At 73.6% G+C, this 18,863-nt stretch carries 12 protein-coding genes and 1 riboswitch; of the genes, 7 read left to right on the forward strand and 5 right to left on the reverse strand.

Going from position 1 to position 18,863, the window contains the following annotated elements; translation table 11 throughout:
• Positions 1 to 431: 431 nt before the first annotated feature.
• Positions 432 to 998 carry a MarR family winged helix-turn-helix transcriptional regulator gene (locus ACLB9X_RS30340; RefSeq protein WP_410363638.1) on the reverse strand — a complete coding sequence of 189 codons (567 nt, stop codon included), beginning with the start codon at positions 996 to 998 and terminating at the stop codon, positions 432 to 434.
• Positions 999 to 1,156: 158 nt separating this feature from the next.
• Between ACLB9X_RS30340 and ACLB9X_RS30345 the strand changes: the two genes are divergently transcribed.
• Positions 1,157 to 2,431: an MFS transporter gene (locus ACLB9X_RS30345; protein WP_410363639.1), complete on the forward strand. Its 1,275-nt coding sequence runs from the start codon at positions 1,157 to 1,159 to the stop codon at positions 2,429 to 2,431.
• A 3-nt stretch (positions 2,432 to 2,434) separates the two neighbouring features.
• Here ACLB9X_RS30345 and ACLB9X_RS30350 read toward each other — a convergent pair whose 3' ends face one another.
• Complete coding sequence (locus ACLB9X_RS30350; RefSeq protein ID WP_410363640.1) at positions 2,435 to 4,090, reverse strand: SpoIIE family protein phosphatase; 1,656 nt, start codon at positions 4,088 to 4,090, stop codon at positions 2,435 to 2,437.
• A gap of 129 nt (positions 4,091 to 4,219) precedes the next feature.
• Positions 4,220 to 5,683, reverse strand: a complete 1,464-nt coding sequence (locus tag ACLB9X_RS30355) for an NAD(P)/FAD-dependent oxidoreductase (RefSeq protein ID WP_410363641.1) — start codon at positions 5,681 to 5,683, stop codon at positions 4,220 to 4,222.
• A gap of 325 nt (positions 5,684 to 6,008) precedes the next feature.
• On the opposite strand from ACLB9X_RS30355, the gene ACLB9X_RS30360 reads away from it, so the two are divergent.
• The gene (locus ACLB9X_RS30360) at positions 6,009 to 6,794 is read left to right on the forward strand and encodes a TetR/AcrR family transcriptional regulator (RefSeq protein ID WP_410363642.1); all 786 of its coding nucleotides are present in this window, start codon (positions 6,009 to 6,011) and stop codon (positions 6,792 to 6,794) included.
• A gap of 231 nt (positions 6,795 to 7,025) precedes the next feature.
• Complete coding sequence (locus ACLB9X_RS30365; RefSeq protein WP_410363643.1) at positions 7,026 to 9,029, forward strand: sigma-70 family RNA polymerase sigma factor; 2,004 nt, start codon at positions 7,026 to 7,028, stop codon at positions 9,027 to 9,029.
• Positions 9,030 to 9,066: 37 nt separating this feature from the next.
• On the opposite strand, the gene ACLB9X_RS30370 is transcribed toward ACLB9X_RS30365, so the two are convergent.
• A complete protein-coding gene (locus ACLB9X_RS30370; protein WP_410363644.1) occupies positions 9,067 to 11,241 on the reverse strand; it encodes an asparagine synthase-related protein in 2,175 nt (724 codons plus the stop codon).
• A 706-nt stretch (positions 11,242 to 11,947) separates the two neighbouring features.
• On the opposite strand from ACLB9X_RS30370, the gene ACLB9X_RS30375 reads away from it, so the two are divergent.
• The 4 genes from ACLB9X_RS30375 (at position 11,948) to ACLB9X_RS30390 (ending at position 17,333) form a co-directional block, all read left to right on the forward strand.
• Entirely contained in the window at positions 11,948 to 13,432 is a 1,485-nt protein-coding gene (locus ACLB9X_RS30375) for an MFS transporter (RefSeq protein ID WP_410363645.1), read from the forward strand.
• Between the two features lie 190 nt (positions 13,433 to 13,622).
• Positions 13,623 to 14,870, forward strand: coding sequence for an L-2-hydroxyglutarate oxidase (gene lhgO, locus ACLB9X_RS30380; RefSeq protein WP_410363646.1), 1,248 nt, complete (start codon positions 13,623 to 13,625; stop codon positions 14,868 to 14,870).
• Positions 14,871 to 14,946: 76 nt separating this feature from the next.
• Positions 14,947 to 15,738, forward strand: a complete 792-nt coding sequence (gene trmB / locus ACLB9X_RS30385) for a tRNA (guanosine(46)-N7)-methyltransferase TrmB (RefSeq protein WP_410363647.1) — start codon at positions 14,947 to 14,949, stop codon at positions 15,736 to 15,738.
• Between the two features lie 266 nt (positions 15,739 to 16,004).
• Complete coding sequence (locus ACLB9X_RS30390) at positions 16,005 to 17,333, forward strand: PrsW family intramembrane metalloprotease (RefSeq protein ID WP_410363679.1); 1,329 nt, start codon at positions 16,005 to 16,007, stop codon at positions 17,331 to 17,333.
• Between the two features lie 161 nt (positions 17,334 to 17,494).
• Here the strand turns inward: ACLB9X_RS30390 and ACLB9X_RS30395 are convergent, their stop codons facing one another.
• Positions 17,495 to 18,544, reverse strand: coding sequence for a M23 family metallopeptidase (locus ACLB9X_RS30395; RefSeq protein WP_410363648.1), 1,050 nt, complete (start codon positions 18,542 to 18,544; stop codon positions 17,495 to 17,497).
• An 11-nt stretch (positions 18,545 to 18,555) separates the two neighbouring features.
• A riboswitch (cyclic di-AMP (ydaO/yuaA leader) is annotated at positions 18,556 to 18,712 on the reverse strand.
• Positions 18,713 to 18,863 lie beyond the last annotated feature (151 nt).

An 18,863-nucleotide genomic window follows, 5' to 3' on the forward strand; every position in this document is an offset into this window, starting at 1 on the left:
TCACCCTCGTCGGGCTTTCCTCCGGGCGCTTCCCTTCGGTCTTGCGTTTCCGACTCTATCAGATCTTTCCGATCCGATTTCCTCGGTGCTTTCCAGTTCTTCGCTTTCGCGCTTCCCTTTCCGGCGGTTCCGACTCTATCAGATCCTTTCGGGCCCGATTCCCAGTCAGCGGGATTTGCCTTCCCGGCCGTTGGGCCGTTCCGACGCTCAAACCCTAGCGGATTTCCCGGGCGACTCATAATCGAGTCGTCGAAATGAATTTCGGCATGCCGAAATTCGTCCCGGCTGGGAGATCGTGCTGAGTTTGGTTGCCGCATCTGCGGCGAGGATGGCTGTCGAGGAACCGTTCCGCCTCCGCGACAACTCGAAGAACCTTACGGATCGGCGGGGGCTGTGTCAACTCTCCCCCGCCGGCGTCCCGGTACCTGTCCTCAGTCCAGGTCGGTGAGCCGTCCGCCGGCGTCCGGCTGGTCGTGCTCGACCCGGCGCAGCACGCGGATCAGCAGTTCGCCGAGCCGGGCGCGCTCGTCCGGGGCGAGGTCCTGGAGCAGGTCCTCCTCGAACGTCGTCGCCATACGCATCGCCTCGAGCCACTTCGTGCGGCCCTCGTCCGTCAGCTCGACGATCACGCGGACGCGGTTGCTCTCGTCCCGGTCGCGGGTCACCAGGCCCTCGCCGGCCATCCGGTCGATGCGGTGGGTCATGGCGGCCGGCGTGAGGCCGAGTCGCTTGGCGAGCTCCCCCGGGCCGAGGCGGTAGGGGGAGCCCGAGAGGACCAGGGTCTTGAGGACCTCCCACTCGGCGTTGCTGATGCCGAGGGCGGCGACCTGGCGGCCGTACGCGACGTTCATCCGGCGGTTGAGCCGCCCGAGGGCGGAGACCACCTTCTCGACCTGTGGGTCGAGATCGCCGTACTCGCGCTGGTAGGCGGCGATCTGCTCGTCGAGGCTCGGCTCCTGCGGGCCGGAGACGGCGTCCGCGGGGGTCTCAGTAGGCATGCGCGGAAGTATCGCACGGCACTCGTTGGCCTTGAAGTCCTTCAGTGTGTATTGTTGAGGCTCTAACTTTACTGTTGAAGTCTTCAGACTTCAGTCCTCCAGGTCCTGCAGGACCTCTGCCGAAGTGGGTGAGTGTGACCAAGGCGAAGGGTGCAGCGATGCGCCGGATCCAGGCGGGGAACGCGCTGAGCGCGTTCGGGCTCGGCTTCACCGTTCCGTACCTCTACGTCTATGTGGCGCAGGTGCGCGACCTGGGCGCGAGTACATCGGGCGTGGTGCTCGCCGTCTTCGCCCTGGCTGCCCTCGTCGCTCTGCCGTTCACGGGGCGGGTCATCGACCGGCGCGGGCCGCTGCCCGTACTGGTGGGGGCCGCGGTGCTGGCGTCCGTGGGAGCGGCGGGCATGGGGTTGTCGGGGAGCGTGCCGACCGTCGTCCTGTCCGCGGCGGTGCTCGGTGCCGGGACGGCCGTCATGCAGCCGGCTCTGGCCACCATGATCGTCTGGTGCTCGGAGACCACGACGCGCACCCGCGCCTTCGCCATGCAGTTCTTCCTGCAGAACCTCGGTCTCGGCATCGGTGGCCTCATCGGCGGACACATCGTCGACGAGAGCCGGCCCGCCAGCTTCACGTTGCTGTTCGGCATCGAGGCCGCGATGTTCCTCGTCCTCGCCGGCATCGCGCTGACCGTACGGCTGCCCGAGTCCGCGTCGCTGCGCAGTGCCCGGCCCGCCGACACGGAGGCCAGGGCCAGGGGCGGGGTCCGCGCGCTGCTCGGGCACCGGGCGATGGTGCAGCTCCTCGTTCTGGGCTTCGTCCTCTTCTTCGCCTGCTACGGGCAGTTCGAGTCGGGACTCGCCGCGTACGGCACCGAGGCGGCCGGGATCGAGCCCGCCACCCTGGGCACGGCGCTCGCCGCCAACACCGCGGTGATCGTGGCCGCGCAGTTCCTCGTGCTGAGGTTCGTCGAGCGCCGCAGCCGCAGCCGGGTCATCGCGTCGGTCGGTCTGATCTGGGCCGTCGCGTGGATCGCCGCGGGCTACGCGGGTCTCGGCCACGGCAGCCAGGCCATGGCGACCGCCGCGTTCATCTCGACGTACGCGCTGTTCGGGCTCGGCGAGGCCATGCTGTCGCCGACCGTCGCCCCGCTGGTCGCCGACCTTGCGCCGGATGCGATGGTCGGGCAGTACAACTCGGCGTTCGCCCTGGTCAAGCAGCTCGCGCTGGCGGTCGGTCCGGCCGTCGGCGGTCCGATGGGCGCGGCGCTGCACGGGCCGTACATCGTGACGTTCGTGCTGTTCTCGCTCGGCATCACCGTGCTCGCGCTGCGGCTGGGCAAGCGGCTCACTCCGGTGCAGGACCGGCCGTCGCTCGCGGTGAAGTCCCGCGTGGTGACCGTGCACAAGCCCGAGGAGGCCGTCGCCCCCGCCCAGTGACGGTCAGGGGAGGGCGAACTCGCACCAGACGGCCTTGCCGCCGCCCGGCGTACGACGGCTCCCCCAGGACGAGGCGATCGTCGCGATGATCGAGATGCCGCGGCCCGCCTCGTCCTCGGACTCCGCCCGGCGGCGGCGCGGCAGGTGCTCGTCCCCGTCCGTCACCTCGACGATCAGCCGCCGGTCCGTGCGGCGCAGTCGCAGGCGCATGGGCGGGGAACCGTGCTTGAGGGAATTGGCCACCAGCTCGCTGACCGCCAGGACGCCGAGGTCGTGGAGCTCGGGCGAGAAACGCCAGGAGGCCAGCACCCCGGAGGCGAAGGCACGCGCGCGGGGCGCGGCCTCGATGCCGCCGAGGAGGTCCAGCGCGGCGTTGTGGAACAGCTCGGCGTCGGCGCCCTTGCGGGTCGGGTGCTGCAGGACGAGGAGCGCGACGTCGTCGTCGTGCTCGGCGGTCACGCCCAGGGAGCGGATCAGCCGGTCGCAGACCACCTGCGGGCTGCCGGTCGCCCCCGCCAGCGCGCGCTCCAGCGCGGCCACGCCCTCGTCGATGTCCTCGCGCCGGCGCTCCACCAGCCCGTCTGTGTAGAGGACGGCGGTGGCGCCGGGCGGGAGGTCGATGGAACCCGAGGTGTGCAGGTAGCCGCCGGTGCCGAGCGGGGGGCCGGTGGGCTCGTCGGCGCGGCGGACGCTGCCGTCCTGGTCGCGGACGAGGATCGGCAGGTGCCCGGCCGACGCGTACACCAGGCGGCCCTCGTTCGGGTCGTGGACCGCGTACACACAGGTGGCGATCTGGCTGGGGTCGATCTCGGAGGCGAGCCCGTCGAGCAGCTGGAGCACCTCGTGGGGCGGCAGGTCCAGACGGGCGTAGGCCCGTACGGCGGTGCGCAGCTGGCCCATGACGGCCGCCGCGCGGACACCGCGGCCCATCACGTCGCCGATGACCAGGGCCGTGCGGCCGGCGCCGAGCGTGATCACGTCGTACCAGTCGCCGCCGACCGCCGCGTCCGTGCCGCCGGGCTGGTAGGTGGCGGCGAACCGCAGGTCGTCGGGCTGCTCCAACTCCTGCGGCAGGAGCGAGCGCTGGAGGGTCACGGCGGTCTCGCGGTGGCGCCGCTCGCTGGCGCGCAGCCGCTCGGCGGCCTCGGCGTGGTCGGTGACGTCGGCCGCGAAGACGAGAACGCCGCCGGTCTCCTTGCCGCCGCCGGTCCGCTCGGCGGGCAGGCAGGTGACCGTGTACGAGCCCCCGCCCCGCGTCCTGCGGGACTTGACCGTGCGGGGCTTGCCGCTGCGCAGCACCTGGTCCATGAGCGGGAGCAGGCCCAGCTCGGCGAGCTCGGGGCAGCTGTCGGCGGCCGTGGTGCCGGGCGTGCGGTGACCGAAGGCGGCGGTGTACGCGTCGTTGACGTACGCGATGCGGTGGTCGGGGCCGTAGACGAGGGCGACCAGCGCGGGGAGGCGGCCGAGGATCTCCGGCACGGAGAAGTCCTCCAGCGCCGGGACGTCCGAGGGGGTCTCCTGCGGCTGTCCGGACTCACCGCGGGCCGCGGGCACCGATCCCTCGCCCCGCTGCGACGGCGAGAGCCCCTGATCGGTCCTCCGTGCTGCGGCGCGACGCTGCGTACCGGGGAGCCTGGGGCTCCAACGCGTGAAGTTCACTGACTTTCAAGCCTCAATGGGGGTCGTCGCCAAGGGTCACTCTGTGCAGGTGTGAGCCCACCTATGGTCACACGTCCAGTGTGGTCGACCGGACTGACAGTCCTTGTCACCCAGCTCCGGTCGGCGGCGTCAGGTGCCGGAAGGGCCGTCCGGGGAACTGTCCGCCGACTCGTCCGCGGCACTGTACGGCGGGCTGCTGTCCTTTCCCTCGCCGTTGCGTCTGCCGCCCGCGGCGAGTTCGAACTCGGCCCGCGGATGCTCCAGCGACCCGAGGGAGACGATCTCGCGTTTGAAGAGGCCGGCGAGGGTCCATTCGGCGAGGACGCGGGCCTTGCGGTTGAAGGTCGGGACGCGGCTGAGGTGGTAGGTGCGGTGCATGAGCCAGGCCGGATAGCCCTTGAGCTTACGGCCGTAGATGTGGGCCACGCCCTTGTGGAGCCCGAGGGAGGCGACCGAGCCGGCGTATTTGTGGGCGTACTGGTGCAGGGGCTGTCCGCGCAGGGCGGCGGCGATGTTCTCGGCCAGCACCTTGGTCTGGCGCACGGCGTGCTGGGCGTTGGGCGCGCATTCGGCGCCGGGTCTGTCGGAGGTGACGTCCGGGACGGCCGCGGCGTCGCCCGCCGCCCAGGCGTGGGCGACACCGTCGACGGTGAGGTGTTCGGTGCAGGCGAGGCGGCCGCTCTCGTTGAGCGGGAGGTCGGTGGCGGCGAGCAGCGGTGCCGGTTTGACGCCGGCCGTCCAGACCACGGTCCGGGTCGGGAAGCGGGAGCCGTCGCTGAGCACGGCGACCCGGTCCTCGCACGACTCGAGCCGCGTCTCCAGCCGTACGTCGATGTTCCGGGCGCGCAACTCGCGGACGGCGTAGCGGCCCATCTCCTCGCCGACCTCGGGCAGGATGCGCCCGGCCGCCTCGACGAGGATCCACTTCATGTCCTCGGGCTTGACGTTGTGGTAGTAGCGGGCGGTGTAGCGGGCCATGTCCTCGAGTTCGGCGAGGGCTTCGACACCCGCGTAGCCGCCGCCGACGAAGACGAAGGTGAGGGCCGCGTCGCGGATCGCCGGGTCGCGGGTGGAGGACGCGATGTCCATCTGCTCGATGACGTGGTTGCGCAGGCCGATGGCTTCCTCGACCGTCTTGAAACCGATGCCGTAGTCGGCGAGGCCGGGGACGGGGAGGGCGCGGGAGACGGAGCCGGGGGCGATGACGAGCTCGTCGTAGGTGATGTCGACGGCTCCGGTGCCCTCCTCCTCGGTGGCGAGCGTGGTGATGGTGGCCGTCCGCTTGGCGTGGTCGACGGCACGGGCCTCACCGATGACGATCGTGCATCTGTGGAGGACGCGGCGCAGGGGGACGACCACATGGCGCGGGGAGACGGAACCGGCCGCGGCCTCCGGCAGGAACGGCTGGTACGTCATGTAGGGATCGGGGGTGACCACCACGATCTCGACGTCGCCGCGGTCGAGCTCCGGCTTCAGCTTCCGCTGGAGGCGCAGCGCGGTGTACATCCCGACGTAGCCGCCGCCGACGACCAGAATGCGGGTGCGCGGCGAGGTGCCGGAGGTCGTGCCCCGGGAGTTTGCAGCCTTCACCATCCCATGACGCAACGTCGTCGTTCGTTTGTCCACAGGCTCGGCGAATTGTGTGACCGGAAGCCGTCGCCGGCCCTGCCGCGGCACAGCTCGGGGCATAACGGAAGCCGAGCAGGTCAGGCCGGGCGGGGTGGCAGGAGCCAGGGGGTGGAATAGGGATCCTTCCGGTCCTTGCTCCGATCGGGGGGCGCTCCGTGCGAAGTACCCCCTTCTGAATTGACTCCGGCTCAACTATGTTCGTCATCGGTCGGGGTGCCAGGTCATGGCACGCCCGGCAGACCAGGGCGGGGATGTCTCCGGGGGGAGACGACATGACCGGGGGAACGGTATGCACATTCAGGATTCGCATTGGCAGACCGCCGTCGCGCAGGCTTCGGTGACGGACGGCAATGGGAGCGGCCCGACGGGTCCGATAGGGACGGGCCGTTCGGCGCCGCTGCGCGTGGACGCGCAGCGCAATCTCGAGCATGTCCTGCGCGCCGCCCGCGAGGTGTTCGGCGAGCTGGGGTACGGGGCGCCGATGGAGGACGTGGCCCGGCGCGCCCGGGTCGGGGTGGGCACGGTCTACCGCCGGTTCCCGAGCAAGGACGTGCTGGTGCGGCGGATAGCCGCGGAGGAGATCTCCCGGCTGACCGAGCAGGCGCGTACGGCCCTCGGGCAGGAGGAGGAGCCGTGGTCGGCGCTCTCCAGGTTCCTGCGCACCTCAGTGGCGTCCGGGGCCGGGCGGCTGCTGCCGCCTCAGGTCCTGCGGGTCCAGGTGGACGGCGACGAGGCGGCGGGGCGGGCCGACGACCTGCCGGGGCAGGCGCGCGAGGACATGCGGGTGCCGCAGCAGCGGGCGGGTGCGCCGTCGGGGCTGCGGGTGGTCGGGCCGCGCGCGGTGCCGGCCGAGGAGCAGGACGACGCGGGCGCGGCGGACCTGCTGGAGGTCGTGGGCCGACTCGTCGAGCGGGCACGGGCCGCGGGTGAGCTGCGCGATGACGTGACGGTGGCCGACGTGCTGCTGGTGATAGCGACGGCTGCGCCGTCGCTGCCCGACGCGGCGCAGCAGGAGGCCGCGTCGGCCCGGCTGCTGGACATCCTGCTGGAGGGTTTGCGGCCGCGGTCCGCATGAGGTTGCACACGGGCGCTCCTGCCCCGTGGCTCGTTCCGGCGGCGCTCTGACGTCAACCGCCCTTGTCGCCGCGGCCGATTGATTGTGCCTCTTTCGCATGACTGGCGAAGTGAGGTTCCGGGGAAGTCTCCCCGGACGAGTGGTCGCGGCGCATATGGGTTCGGCGTACGGCCGCGCTGTGGCACGCTGGCCCGGTCATTCGGGTCCTAAGTGCTTACGGGGGCTTCCGCGATGAGCGGTGACCATCAGGACGAGTCACTCGCCGGTGCGGGCGGCTCCGGGACGGCCGGACCGTCTCGGCGGATACCCGGCCAGGGCAGACGCCGTGGCGCGTCCGGCGTGCCGCGGCCGCATGGCGGCGAGGCGAACCACCGGGCGGACGGCGCGGACACCGGCGGGGCGGACCCCGGCGGGGCGCGCGAGCGGGATCAGGCGGACCCGGAGAAGTACGCGGTTCCGCAGCAGCGTGACGGCAGCGCCGGTTCGGTGCTGCCGCCGCGCGAGCTCCCGCCGGCGGACTCCGAGCTGATCCAGCGCATGCGGGCCGGCGACGACGGCGCCTACGGGGAGTTGTTCCGCCGCCACTGCGAGGCCGTCCGGCGGTACGCGCGCACGTGCTGCCGCGACGCGCACACCGCGGACGACCTGACCGCGGAGGTCTTCGCGCGGACCCTCCAGGCGGTGCGCGGCGGTGCCGGGCCGGAGCAGGCGGTGCGGGCGTATCTGCTCACCACCGTCCGCCGGGTCGCCGCTGCCTGGACGAAAACGGCGAAACGGGAGCAACTGGTCGACGACTTCGCGGCGTTCGTCGCGGAGGCGGCGCGCAGCCCGGACTCTGCGACGGACGACACGCTCGGCCTCGGAGCGGACGTGCGCGCGATGCACGAGGCCGAACAGTCGCTGGCCATGCAGGCGTTCCGGTCCCTGCCCGAGCGCTGGCAGGCGGTGCTGTGGCACACGACGGTGGAGGAGGAGTCGCCGAGCGACGTGGCGCCCCTCTTCGGCCTGACCGCCAACGCGACGGCGGTGCTGGCCAGCCGGGCCAGGGAAGGCCTCAGGCAGGCGTATCTCCAGGCGCATGTGAGCACGGCGCTCACCGCGGGCGGCGACTGCGCCCGGTACGCGGACCGGCTGGGCGCGTATGCCCGTGGTGGGCTGCGGATGCTGGCGGAGCGGGGACTGCGCAAGCACCTGGACGACTGCGTCAAGTGCCGTCTGGCCGCCGGTGAGCTGGCCCATGTGAACGCGGGCATTCCCGCACTGCTGCCGATCGCGGTCGTCGGCTGGTTCGCCGCCGGGTACTCCCTCAAGGCGGCGGGAATCGTCGCCGGCGGGGCCGTGGGCGCAGCGGGGGCGGGTGCCGCCGCGGCCGCCACGTCAGGCGCGTCGGGCACGGCGGGCGCGTCGGGCGGTGCCGTCGGCGCGGCGGCCGTGGAGGGGCTCGGTGCGCCCGCGAAGGCCGGGATCGCGGCGGCCGTGGCCCTCGCCGCGACGGCCGGGCTGGTGTGGGCGCTGTTGGGTGACGCCGAGCCCGAGCCGGAGCCCATGGCCAAGCCACCGGTCACTCAGCCCGTCGCGCCGGAGCCGGCCGCACCCCGGCCGCAGCCCGACCCGCCGGCGCCGCCCGCGCCCGTTCCCCCAGCGGCCGCGCCCGTACCGAAGCCAAGCGCCCCTCCCACGCCGACGCCGACGCCCGCCGAGCCGAAGCGCACCCCGACACCCACGCCGACACCCACACCGACACCGACGCCGACGCGGACTCCTTCACCGACCCCGACACCCACGCCGCCTGCCCCGCAGCCGAAGGTCTACCAGGTCAACCGCCTGGGCTACGGCGTCTTCGGCGACCACACCGGCCCCGAGGTGCGGCACGACGAGAGCAGCTGGATGTGGCAGCGCTCGGGCATGTCGATCGGCGGCAGGCAGTACGGGCACGGGGTGACGGTGCACGGCAGGTCGTCCGTCACCATCGACCTCAACCGCGACTGCATGGCCTATGACGCGCTCGTCGGCGTCGACGACCTGACGCCGGGCGTGCGTGCGGTGCGCTTCTCGGTGTACGGGGACGGGGTCAGGCTCTGGCGCTCGGCCGCTCTCCGGCGCGGCGACGCGGCGGTGCCGGTCCACGTGCCGCTCGCCGGCCACGCGACGCTGCGCCTGGTCGTGGAGCCGGCGGACCTGTCGGGCATGGCGGCGCTGGCGGACTGGGCGGAGTCCCGGATCACCTGCCGCTAGACAGCGACCGCAGGGGCGTGCCCCTCGGCCCGGCGCGCTACGCCTGGAGCGTGCGGCGTTTGGGGACGCCGCCCGCCACCGCGCGGCGGCGCGGTGCCGCCGTGCCCGTCCAGCAGGTGCCGCGGCGGGACAGGAGCCGGCGCAGCCACAGTTCCGTGGAGACCAGGTCGGCCAGGCCGTCCAGCGGGACGGGTTCCCCTTCGGACGCGGCACGCAGCGCCTTGCGGACGACGCGCGCCTCCACCAGGCCCGCATCCGCGAGCAGCGGGGCGTCGAACAGGGCCATCAGATGCGGGAGCGCGGCCCGCAGGCCGGTGCGCGCCGCCGCCGTCGCCGTGTGGGAGGCATGCGTCGTGGCGCCCCAGCCCGGCGGGAGGTCGTGGATGCCGGCCCCCGCGAGGACCGTGCGCAGCACCGATGCCCGCGCCCCCGGCTGCACCCGCAGCGATTCGGGGAGGTCGCGGCCGGCGCGTACGACCTGGTTGTCGAGGAAGGGGGCGTGCACCCGCTGGCTGCGGATCTCGGCGGCCTGTTCCAGGATGCGCTGGTCCGCGGCGTGGCGGCTGAGCGCCGCCCGGGCCCGGGCCTCGCCGGGCCGTTGCACGGACGTCGGCCGTGTCGCCGCCTCCATCAGGCGAACCGATACTTCAGCGAGCGCCTCGCCGGTCAGCCAGCGCGCCGCGGGGCCGGGCCGGGCCCAGTGCAGCGCGGCGAGCGAAGCGCCGACCGCGCCGTTGAGACCGACCGCGCCCGCACGGTTCGCGGTGAGCAGCCGGTCGGCAGCGGCTTCGAGACCGGCGCGGTAGGGCGTACGGGCCAGGCGTCGCGCCGCCCGGTACACGGTGAGCGGCACGAACAGTGACTGCGGCGACGCCCCGTCGGCCCGGGCCAGTGCGGTGACCGGCCGCAGCAGATGGCGTCGGCGCCGGTCCATCAGCAGATCCGCGAGCCGCGCCGGATGCGCGTCCAGCACCTGCCGCGCGCCCGCCCCGGTGAAGTGGTCGGCGCTGCCGGCCGCCAGCCGGCTGCGGTGCCGTTCGGCCGTCACCAGGGCCGACGACGGTTCGTCGGTGAGTGGCCCCGAGTCGAGCCCGGCGTACGGGAGGGACTCCTCCCCGGCCGCGACGACGACGTGGTGCAGCCGCGGGTTGGCGGCGATGGCGCGGGCGCGTTCCAGCTCCGGCTCGCGGGCCTCGCGTCCGCTGGTGACCAGGTCGTTGAAGGTGACGGCGAGCAGCCGTTCGCCCGCGCCCGCCCCGTGTCCGAGCACGGTGCCCGGCACGCCGGGCAGCCCGGCTGCCAGCAACGCCAGCGTGCTGGATGCACTGCCTCCGGACAGGTCGGCGCCGATGCCGGGAGCGGGGGCCCCGCGCGCGGCGCGGCGTTCGGCGGGACCCATGCCCGGCACGGGGCCCGGGTCGGGCGGCAGGGTCTCCGGTGCGTGCCGCGGGGCGGTGAGTCGCGCCCGTACCGCGTCGACCAGTGCGTCCCGCACGCCGTCGACCGCCTTGGCCGGGTCGATCTGCGGCCCGGCGACGGCCAGGGAGGCCACCGGCTCGTACCCGGTGATCTCCCGTGAGCCCTCCCGCAGGATCAGCGCGTGCCCGGGCGGGATGCGCTTGACCCCCGCGTACGGGGTGGAGTCGCGCAGCGCTTCCGGCGTCTCGGGGCAGGCGAGCAGCGCGGCCAGATGCCCGATGTCGAGCTGGGCCTCGATGAGGTCGGCGAGCGGGAGGGCGGCGGTGGCGTACGCGGTGCCACCGGCCCACGGGGTGTAGAACACGGGCCGGGCGCCCGCGAGATCGCCGACGACGGTGATGCGGCGGCCGGCCTGGACCACGGCCGTGTAGCTGCCGGCCCATGCGGTCAGATGCCTCAGTGCGCCGCCGCGCGCCGCGAACAGTCCGAGCCGCAGTTGTTCGTCGCTGGCGGCGCAGCAGCCGAGGACGGCGAGGCGGGTGACCGCGGGCGGGTTCGTGCCGCCGCCGGGGACGGAACGCACGGGCGGTTCGGCCGTGACGACGCGCACCTCGTCGGGCCGCCAGTCGCCGACCGCCCAGAGCGGATCGGGGTCTCCCCACAGCAGTTGGGCTCCGACGGGGTGGACGGTGCGGCCGTCGCCATCGAGGTCGTCAAGGCCGTCAGGGGCTCCGACGGCCCCGGCCGTACCGAAGTTCGCGGCGATACTGCTCCACCCCACCAGCCACCGCATCCCCGCCTCCACGATTCCCGAAGCCGTTCGGGGACATGCTGCCACGAAGGAGGCGCAAGGGATGGAGGTAACACCCATGCCCGCCAGGGCGCAGGCGGAGGGCTCCGGTAGCGCGCGCAAAAAGTGAACTCGCCTGCGGCATGGGCCCCTCGGTGGCCGCCGGGAGGGCCACGGGGGCTCCGCGAGGGCCCGTCCGGCGGGTTCCGGGGCGTTGAGGGACAGGCGTCATTCGGCCATTCTCGGCAACTGACTCCGGGCCCAACTTCCGGGCCGGGAGGCGGAGTTCGCCTCCCGGACCGGTCCGCCGCCCCGCGGGGATGGAGGCGGCAGTGTCCCCCAGCCCACTGGTTTCCAGTACGCAGTGGGCCGACCCACGCGGTAATGATGGAAGCGCTCCCGAACATCCTCGGCCAGAGCGCACACACGGGCGCACGGCCACACGGCGGGAGCACGGCGGCCGGCGGCGTACTCCCGCCCGCACAACAATCCCGCCATAGGGAACACCGCCTCTTAACGGTAGGGATGTGGCGAACTACGCTGGGTTTACTGCTGTCCTCGGCAGGAGCGCATATTCCGAAGGGCCCGGCCACCCGCTTTTGCGGCCGGGAGCACTCGGACGCGGGGGGTGTGCGAACCGGGAGGACACAGCACGAATGCCGTGCGCCGCAGGCGTCACGGCAGCTGTCTGTGTGTCGAGGGGTGGCGCATGTCCAGGGAGCAACGCGGGCCGAACGAAAAGCTCGGCACCGTTCTCGCCCTCGCGGGAATCAGCAACGCCGGCCTCGCCCGGCGGGTCAACGACCTGGGGGCGCAGCGCGGTCTGACCCTCCGCTACGACAAGACGTCGGTGGCGCGGTGGGTCTCCAAGGGCATGGTGCCGCAGGGCTCGGCGCCCCATCTCATCGCCGCCGCCATCGGGGCCAAGCTGGGCCGGCCGGTGCCGCTGCACGAGATCGGGCTGGCCGACGCGGACCCGGCGCCGGAGGTCGGTCTGGCCTTCCCGCGGGACGTGGGCGAGGCGGTGAAATCGGCCACCGAGCTGTACCGCCTGGACCTCGCGGGCCGGCGGGCGGGCGGCGGGGGCATCTGGCAGTCGCTGGCCGGCTCCTTCGCGGTGAGCGCCTACGCGACTCCCGCCTCGCGCTGGCTGATAACCCCCGCGGACCCGTCGGTCGAGCGGCTCGTCGGCGCCTCCGCGGGCGCCGGACGGACCGCCCCCGCCGGCGGATCCGCACCGGCCGCCCCCGAGACGCCGGAGAGCACGGAAGCCCCTGTGCGCGTCGGCCACAGCGACGTGGCCAAGCTGCGCGAGGCCGCGGAGGACGCGCGCCGCTGGGACTCCAAGTACGGCGGCGGGGACTGGCGTTCGTCGATGGTCCCCGAGTGCCTGCGCGTGGACGCGGCCCCGCTGCTCCTCGGATCGTACTCGGACGAGGTGGGCCGCGCCCTGTTCGGCGCCACCGCCGAACTGACGCGGCTGGCCGGGTGGATGGCGTTCGACACCGGCCAGCAGGAGGCGGCGCAGCGCTACTACATCCAGGCGCTCCGGCTCGCCCGTGCCGCGGCCGACGTGCCGCTGGGCGGTTACGTACTGGCCTCGATGTCGCTGCAGGCGACCTACCGGGGTTTCGCCGACGAGGGCGTCGACCTCGCGCAGGCCGCGCTGGAGCGCAACCGCGGCCTCGCCACCGCCCGGACGATGAGCTTCTTCCGGCTGGTGGAGGCCCGGGCGCACGCCAAGGCGAACGACGCCGCGGCGGCCGGCCAGGCGCTGAAGGCTGCCGAGGGCTGGCTGGAACGTTCCCGCGAGGGCGACGCGGACCCGTCGTGGCTCGGCTTCTACTCGTACGACCGCTTCGCCGCCGACGCCGCCGAGTGCTACCGGGACCTGAAGGCGCCGCGCCAGGTGCGCCGCTTCACCGAGCAGGCGCTGTCGCGGCCGACGGAGGAGTTCGTCCGCTCGCACGGCTTACGCCTGGTCGTCTCGGCGGTGGCGGAGCTGGAGTCGGGGAACCTGGACGCGGCCTGCGCGGCGGGCACGCGCGCGGTGGAGGTCGCGGGCAGGATCTCCTCGGCCCGCACCACCGAGTACGTACGGGACCTGCTGCACCGCCTGGAGCCGTACGGCGACGAGCCGCGGGTGATGGAGCTGCGGGAGAGGGCCCGCCCGCTGCTGGCGGCACCGGCGTAGGCGGAGGCCGGCGCGTGGCGACGGCGGCGGCCGCGGCATCCGCGAGGGGGCGGGACGGCGGGCGGGGACGGTCCGGCGCGGAGGGTCCGGTCGGGACGGGATGTGAGCAGGTGACGCGCGCCCCCTCGGCGACGCTGGTTTAAGCGCATTGTCGGCGGGCCAGTGCACTATCGGGGTGGGAGGTGACGCGGTGACGGCGTCCGGGCGGAGCTTCGACTGCGACGTGCTGGTGGTGGGCGGCGGGATCGTCGGCCTGTCGGCGGCGTATGCCCTCACGCGTTCGGCGCCCGGGACGCGGGTGACGGTCCTGGAGAAGGAGCGCGGTCCGGCCCGGCACCAGACCGGGCGCAACAGCGGCGTGATCCACAGCGGCATCTACTACCGGCCCGGATCTCTGAAGGCCCGCTTCGCGGTGCGCGGGGCGGCCGAGATGGTGAAGTTCTGCGCCGAGTACGGCATCGACCACCAGGTCACGGGGAAGCTGATCGTCGCCACGGAGCGCGAGGAACTGCCACGGCTGCACGCCCTCGTCCAGCGCGGCCGGGAGAACGGCATCCCCGTGCGCGAGCTGGGCCCCGCGCAGATCGCGGAGTACGAGCCCGAGGTGCGCGGCCTCGCCGCGATCCACGTCGGCACCACGGGCGTGTGCGACTACGGCATGGTCGCGGCACAGCTCGCGCGCGCGTCCGACGCGGACGTGCGGTACGGCGAGGAGGTCACCGCCGTCGACCGCCGGCCATGGGGGGTCGCGGTGCGGACGGCGTCGGGGACGGTGGTGCGCGCGCGGGCCTTGGTGAACTGCGCGGGGCTGCACTGCGACCGGGTGGCGAGGCTCGCGGGCGACGACCCGGGGATGCGGATCGTTCCCTTCCGTGGGGAGTACTACGAGCTGACCCGCCCACGCCTCGTGCGGGGCCTGGTCTATCCGGTGCCGGACCCGGCGTTCCCGTTCCTCGGGGTGCATCTGACCCGCGGCATCGACGGCGGCGTCCACGTCGGGCCCAACGCGGTCCCCGCCCTGGCCCGCGAGGGCTACGCCTGGTCCGCCGTGCGCCCGCTGGAGCTCGCGGAGACGCTGCGCTGGCCGGGGTCCTGGCGGATCGCCCGCCGGCACTGGCGTTACGGCGCGGGCGAGCTGCACCGTTCCCTGTCCAAGCACGCCTTCACGCAGGCGGTGCGCCGGCTGCTCCCATCCGTGACCGAGGACGATCTGCGCCCCGCCCCGGCCGGCGTCCGTGCCCAGGCGGTGCTGCGGGACGGGACGCTGGCCGACGACTTCCTGATCCGGGAGGCACCGCGGACGGTCCACGTGCTGAACGCCCCGTCCCCGGCGGCGACGGCGTCCCTGCCGATCGGCCGCGAGGTGGCCCGCCGGGCGCTCGCGGCCCTGCACCAGGACCGGCTCCCTGACGCGAGCACGCCGACGACCGGGTGCTGACCCGGCAGGGCGCTGATCCGGCAGGGGCCCCTTGCTCGGCAGGGCTCCGTGCTCGGCCTCGTAGAATCGAGGCATTGTGTCTGAGTCTCGAAACACCACCCCCCACACCGCGCGCCCCGTCCTCCGTGCCAAGGGCGAGCCGCGCTTCCCCGGCGGGCCCGCCGCCGATCCGGCCGGGTCGCACCACGAGCGGCGCATCCGCAGCTTCCAGCCGCGCCGCAGCCGGGTGACCGCCGGGCAGGGCGACGCATTGCAGCGGCTGTGGCCGGTGTGGGGACTCGACATCGACGGGCACGGGGTACTCGACCTCGACGAGATGTTCGGCGGGCTGCCGGTCGTCCTGGAGATCGGGTTCGGGATGGGCGAGGCCACCGCGCAGATGGCCGCCGATGATCCGGACACCGGGATCCTCGCCGTCGACGTGCACACGCCCGGCCAGGGCAACCTGCTCGGGCTCGCCGAGCGCAACGGCCTGACCAACGTGCGCGTCGCCAACGGCGACGCCATCATCCTGCTGCGCGAGATGCTGCCGCCCCGTTCGCTCGACGGCATGCGCGTCTACTTCCCGGACCCCTGGCCCAAGAAGCGCCACCACAAGCGGCGGCTGATCCAGCCGGAGTTCCTGACGCTGGCCGCCCAGCGCCTGCGCCCCGGCGCGGTCCTGCACTGCGCGACCGACTGGGAGCCGTACGCCGAGCAGATGCTCGACGTCCTGACCGCGCACCCGGACTTCGAGAACAGCGTCCCGGACGGCGGCTACGCCCCGCGTCCCGCCTTCCGTCCGCTGACCCGCTTCGAGGGCCAGGGGCTGGACAAGGGACACAACGTCCACGACCTGTTGTTCCGGCGGGCGCAGCCGGAGGCGTGACGGCGGGGCCCCCGCCGCGGAGGCGTGACCGCCGCGGGGCCGTGACTGGCGCGGTGGCGTGACCGCCGCGGGCCGTGAGCGGCGTCCGGCCGCGACCGCCGCCGGACCGTGGCCGCCACGGGGCCGTGCGCGGCGCCCGGCCGCGATCGCCGCGGGGCCGTGGCCGGCGTCGCCGGGCGGACGCGGTGACGTGACTCGCACCGTCGCCAGTTGTCAGTACCTCTCGTTAGGGTCGAGAGGTGTCCCAGTCGTCTGCGTCGCAGCACATGATGGCGAGCCGCCCGCCCCATCCGGCGGTGCCCGCGTGCCGTCAGGAGCAGGACGGCGGGCCGGTCGGTGGCATGCCGCAGAGCACCGAGCGGCGCCGCCGGCTGCGCGCCGCCCGCCTGTGGCGCAGCCATGCGGTCCGGGCGGGCGTGCTGATCACGCTGCTGGCGCTGTGCGGGCTGGTGATCCTCGCGCTCGTGCGGGAACAGACCGGCACCCAGGGCTTCCTGGTCGGCCTCGGCCTCGCGACACTGCCGGTGCCGCTGCTGCTGGCGGCGTTCCGCTGGCTGGACCGCGTCGAGCCGGGCCCCTGGCGGAACCTGCTCTTCGCCTTCGCCTGGGGCGCATGCGCCGCCGCCCTGATAGCGATCATCGCGAACTCCTTCGCGACCCGCTGGATCGCCACCGCCACCGCCGATCCCGCATCCGCCGACACCCTGGGCGCGACCGTCATAGCGCCGGTCGTCGAGGAGAGCGCCAAGGCGGCGTCGGTCCTGCTCCTCTTCCTCTTCCGCAGACGGGACTTCACCGGCCTCGTGGACGGGGTCGTCGTCGCGGGCGTGACGGCGACCGGCTTCGCCTTCACCGAGAACATCCTGTACCTCGGCAACGCCTACGGCGAGGACCGGGCGTTCGGCACCTCGGGCCTCGCCTCGGTCACCGCGGCGACGTTCTTCGTGCGGATCGTGATGTCGCCGTTCGCGCACCCGCTGTTCACGGTGCTCACCGGCATCGGTTTCGGCCTCGCCGCGCTCGCCGCGCGCCGCCACCGAATTCGGCGCGTCGCGCTGCCGTTGACGGGTCTGGCCCTCGCGATGGGCATGCACGCCCTGTGGAACGCCTCGGCGTCACTGCTCGGCCCGTGGGGCTTCTACGGGGTGTACGGGGCGTTCATGGTGCCCGCGTTCGGGTTGCTGACCTGGCTGACCATATGGACCCGGCAGCGGGAGCTGCGCACGGTATCCACCGAGCTGCCGGCGTACGCGGCGGCGGGCTGGCTGGCGGCCGCCGAGCCGCAGGCGCTGTCCTCGATGCGCGCGCGCACAATGGCCCGCGACTACGCGCGGCGGACGTACGGTCCGGCCGCGGGCCACGCGGTCTCCGAGTACGAGGCGTTCGCGACGTCGCTGGCCTCCCTCCGCCACCGGGCCCACCGTGGCGCGGCGGGCCCGGACTTCGCGGAGCGCGAGCGGGAGCTGCTGCACCAGCTGTGGCGACGCAGGGACGTCGCCGCGCCGGCGCTCGTGTACGCGGCGCGGGCGACGGGCCGCGCGACCGTACCGCCTCCGCACCGCGACTACGCCGGCTACAACCCGTACCGCCGCTGACTCCGCGGCGCTCGCCTCCGCCGCCCCGCCCGCCGCACACGTCGCCGCACGGCGAGACCCCCGGCACAGCGACGCGCGCCACGGAGATCCACCCCCGGCACAAGAACGCGCGGCACGGGAGAATCCCGTACCGCGCGCGCTCGGCCCTGCCGTCGGTCGGGTCAGACCGTGAGGCCCTTGTCCCGCAGCCAGGCCATCGGGTCGAGGCCCGAGCCGCCCGGGGTGTGGACCTCCATGTGCAGGTGCGGCCCGGTGACGTTGCCGGTCGCGCCGACGCGGCCGATGGTCTCGCCCGTGGCGACCTTCTGGCCCGCGCTCGCGGTCATCGACGACAGGTGGGCGTACCAGACCTCGGTGCCGTCCGCCAGCTCAAGCACGATGCGGTAGCCGTACGAACCCGACCAGCCGGCCGACTTGATCGTGCCGCCGTGCACCGCCTTGACCGGGGTGCCCGTGGGAGCGGCGAAGTCCAGCCCGGTGTGCTGGCCGGAGGACCACATGGAGCCGGACTCGCCGTACGTGGAGGTGATCGTGTACGAGGAGGTGGGCAGCGCATAGCTCGCGGCGAGCCTGGCGAGGCGCTCCGCCTCCTCCTTGGCCCGCGCGGCCTCCTCGGCCTTCCGCTTCTCCTCGGCCGCCTGGGCCTCGGCCTCGCTCTGCTGCTTCGCCGCCGCGGCGGCGGCCTGCTCGGCGGCCAGCTTCTCGGCGGCGGCCTTCGCCTCGGCGTCCGCCTCGGCGCGCTGCTGCTCGACCTGCTGGAGGATGCGGGCGCGCAGGGCCTCGCCCGCGCCGGCCGTCTGCCCGCCGGTGGCCGTCCCGTTGTCGGCGACGGCGGTCATCGAGGTGAGCGGGGCGGCATTCGCCGCGGAACCCTCGGAGCCGGCGTCGTCGGAGATGAGGGAGCCCACGCCCGGAAGGGACGTGGCGTCGGGCAGGTTGTCCGTGATCGAGTCCGGGAGGGAGATGGAGACCGCCGGCTTCTCCTGGGCGGTCGCCATGCCACCGGCGCCGACTGCGGCGATGACGCCGACGCCGAGGACGGTGGAGCTGCGGGCGAGCCCGCCGCGCTGCTTGACGACGCGGTGCCGGCCGCGCACCGGACGGATGGATTCCGCGGTGGGATTCCATTCCTCCCACGTCCGCTCCGCGGCGTCGCCGCCGAAGTGACCGGGCGCGAACGGGGCCTCGGGGGCAGGCATGTTGGACGCCACGAAGGCGTACTCCTTTCCTTCCTTCTCGCCTACCGGGTTAGCTGACGGGTTCGGAGCAGGAAGGTCTCCTACGGGCGTCCTCGGCCGCGGACTGCGCGGCAAGTGATGCCCGATTCACCCCAATTGGTGGTTCCCCGGTTCCCTCACGGGATTCGGCGCGTGCGCACGGTGCCGCCTCTTGCGACGGCTGGGACAACCGCGCTGCGTTATCGAACGTTAATAGAAGCCAGGGCCGGATTCCAAGCTGTTCCGACTGATCGTTGACGACTGCGGCCGGGACTTACCAGGACAGAAGCAGGCGGAATCGGGCGACTTGACA

Source organism: Streptomyces sp. 5K101 (assembly GCF_046506645.1).
In the GTDB taxonomy this organism is placed as follows: domain Bacteria; phylum Actinomycetota; class Actinomycetes; order Streptomycetales; family Streptomycetaceae; genus Streptomyces.

Coding starts and splice junctions, on each gene's coding strand:
- ACLB9X_RS30345 (WP_410363639.1), top strand. CDS start 1,157: ATGCGCCGGATCCAGGCGGGGAACGCGCTGAGCGCGTTCGGGCTCGGC.
- ACLB9X_RS30355 (WP_410363641.1), bottom strand. CDS start 5,683: ATGGTGAAGGCTGCAAACTCCCGGGGCACGACCTCCGGCACCTCGCCG.
- ACLB9X_RS30370 (WP_410363644.1), bottom strand. CDS start 11,241: ATGCGGTGGCTGGTGGGGTGGAGCAGTATCGCCGCGAACTTCGGTACG.
- ACLB9X_RS30340 (WP_410363638.1), bottom strand. CDS start 998: ATGCCTACTGAGACCCCCGCGGACGCCGTCTCCGGCCCGCAGGAGCCG.
- ACLB9X_RS30375 (WP_410363645.1), top strand. CDS start 11,948: ATGTCCAGGGAGCAACGCGGGCCGAACGAAAAGCTCGGCACCGTTCTC.
- ACLB9X_RS30360 (WP_410363642.1), top strand. CDS start 6,009: ATGCACATTCAGGATTCGCATTGGCAGACCGCCGTCGCGCAGGCTTCG.
- ACLB9X_RS30365 (WP_410363643.1), top strand. CDS start 7,026: ATGAGCGGTGACCATCAGGACGAGTCACTCGCCGGTGCGGGCGGCTCC.
- ACLB9X_RS30390 (WP_410363679.1), top strand. CDS start 16,005: ATGATGGCGAGCCGCCCGCCCCATCCGGCGGTGCCCGCGTGCCGTCAG.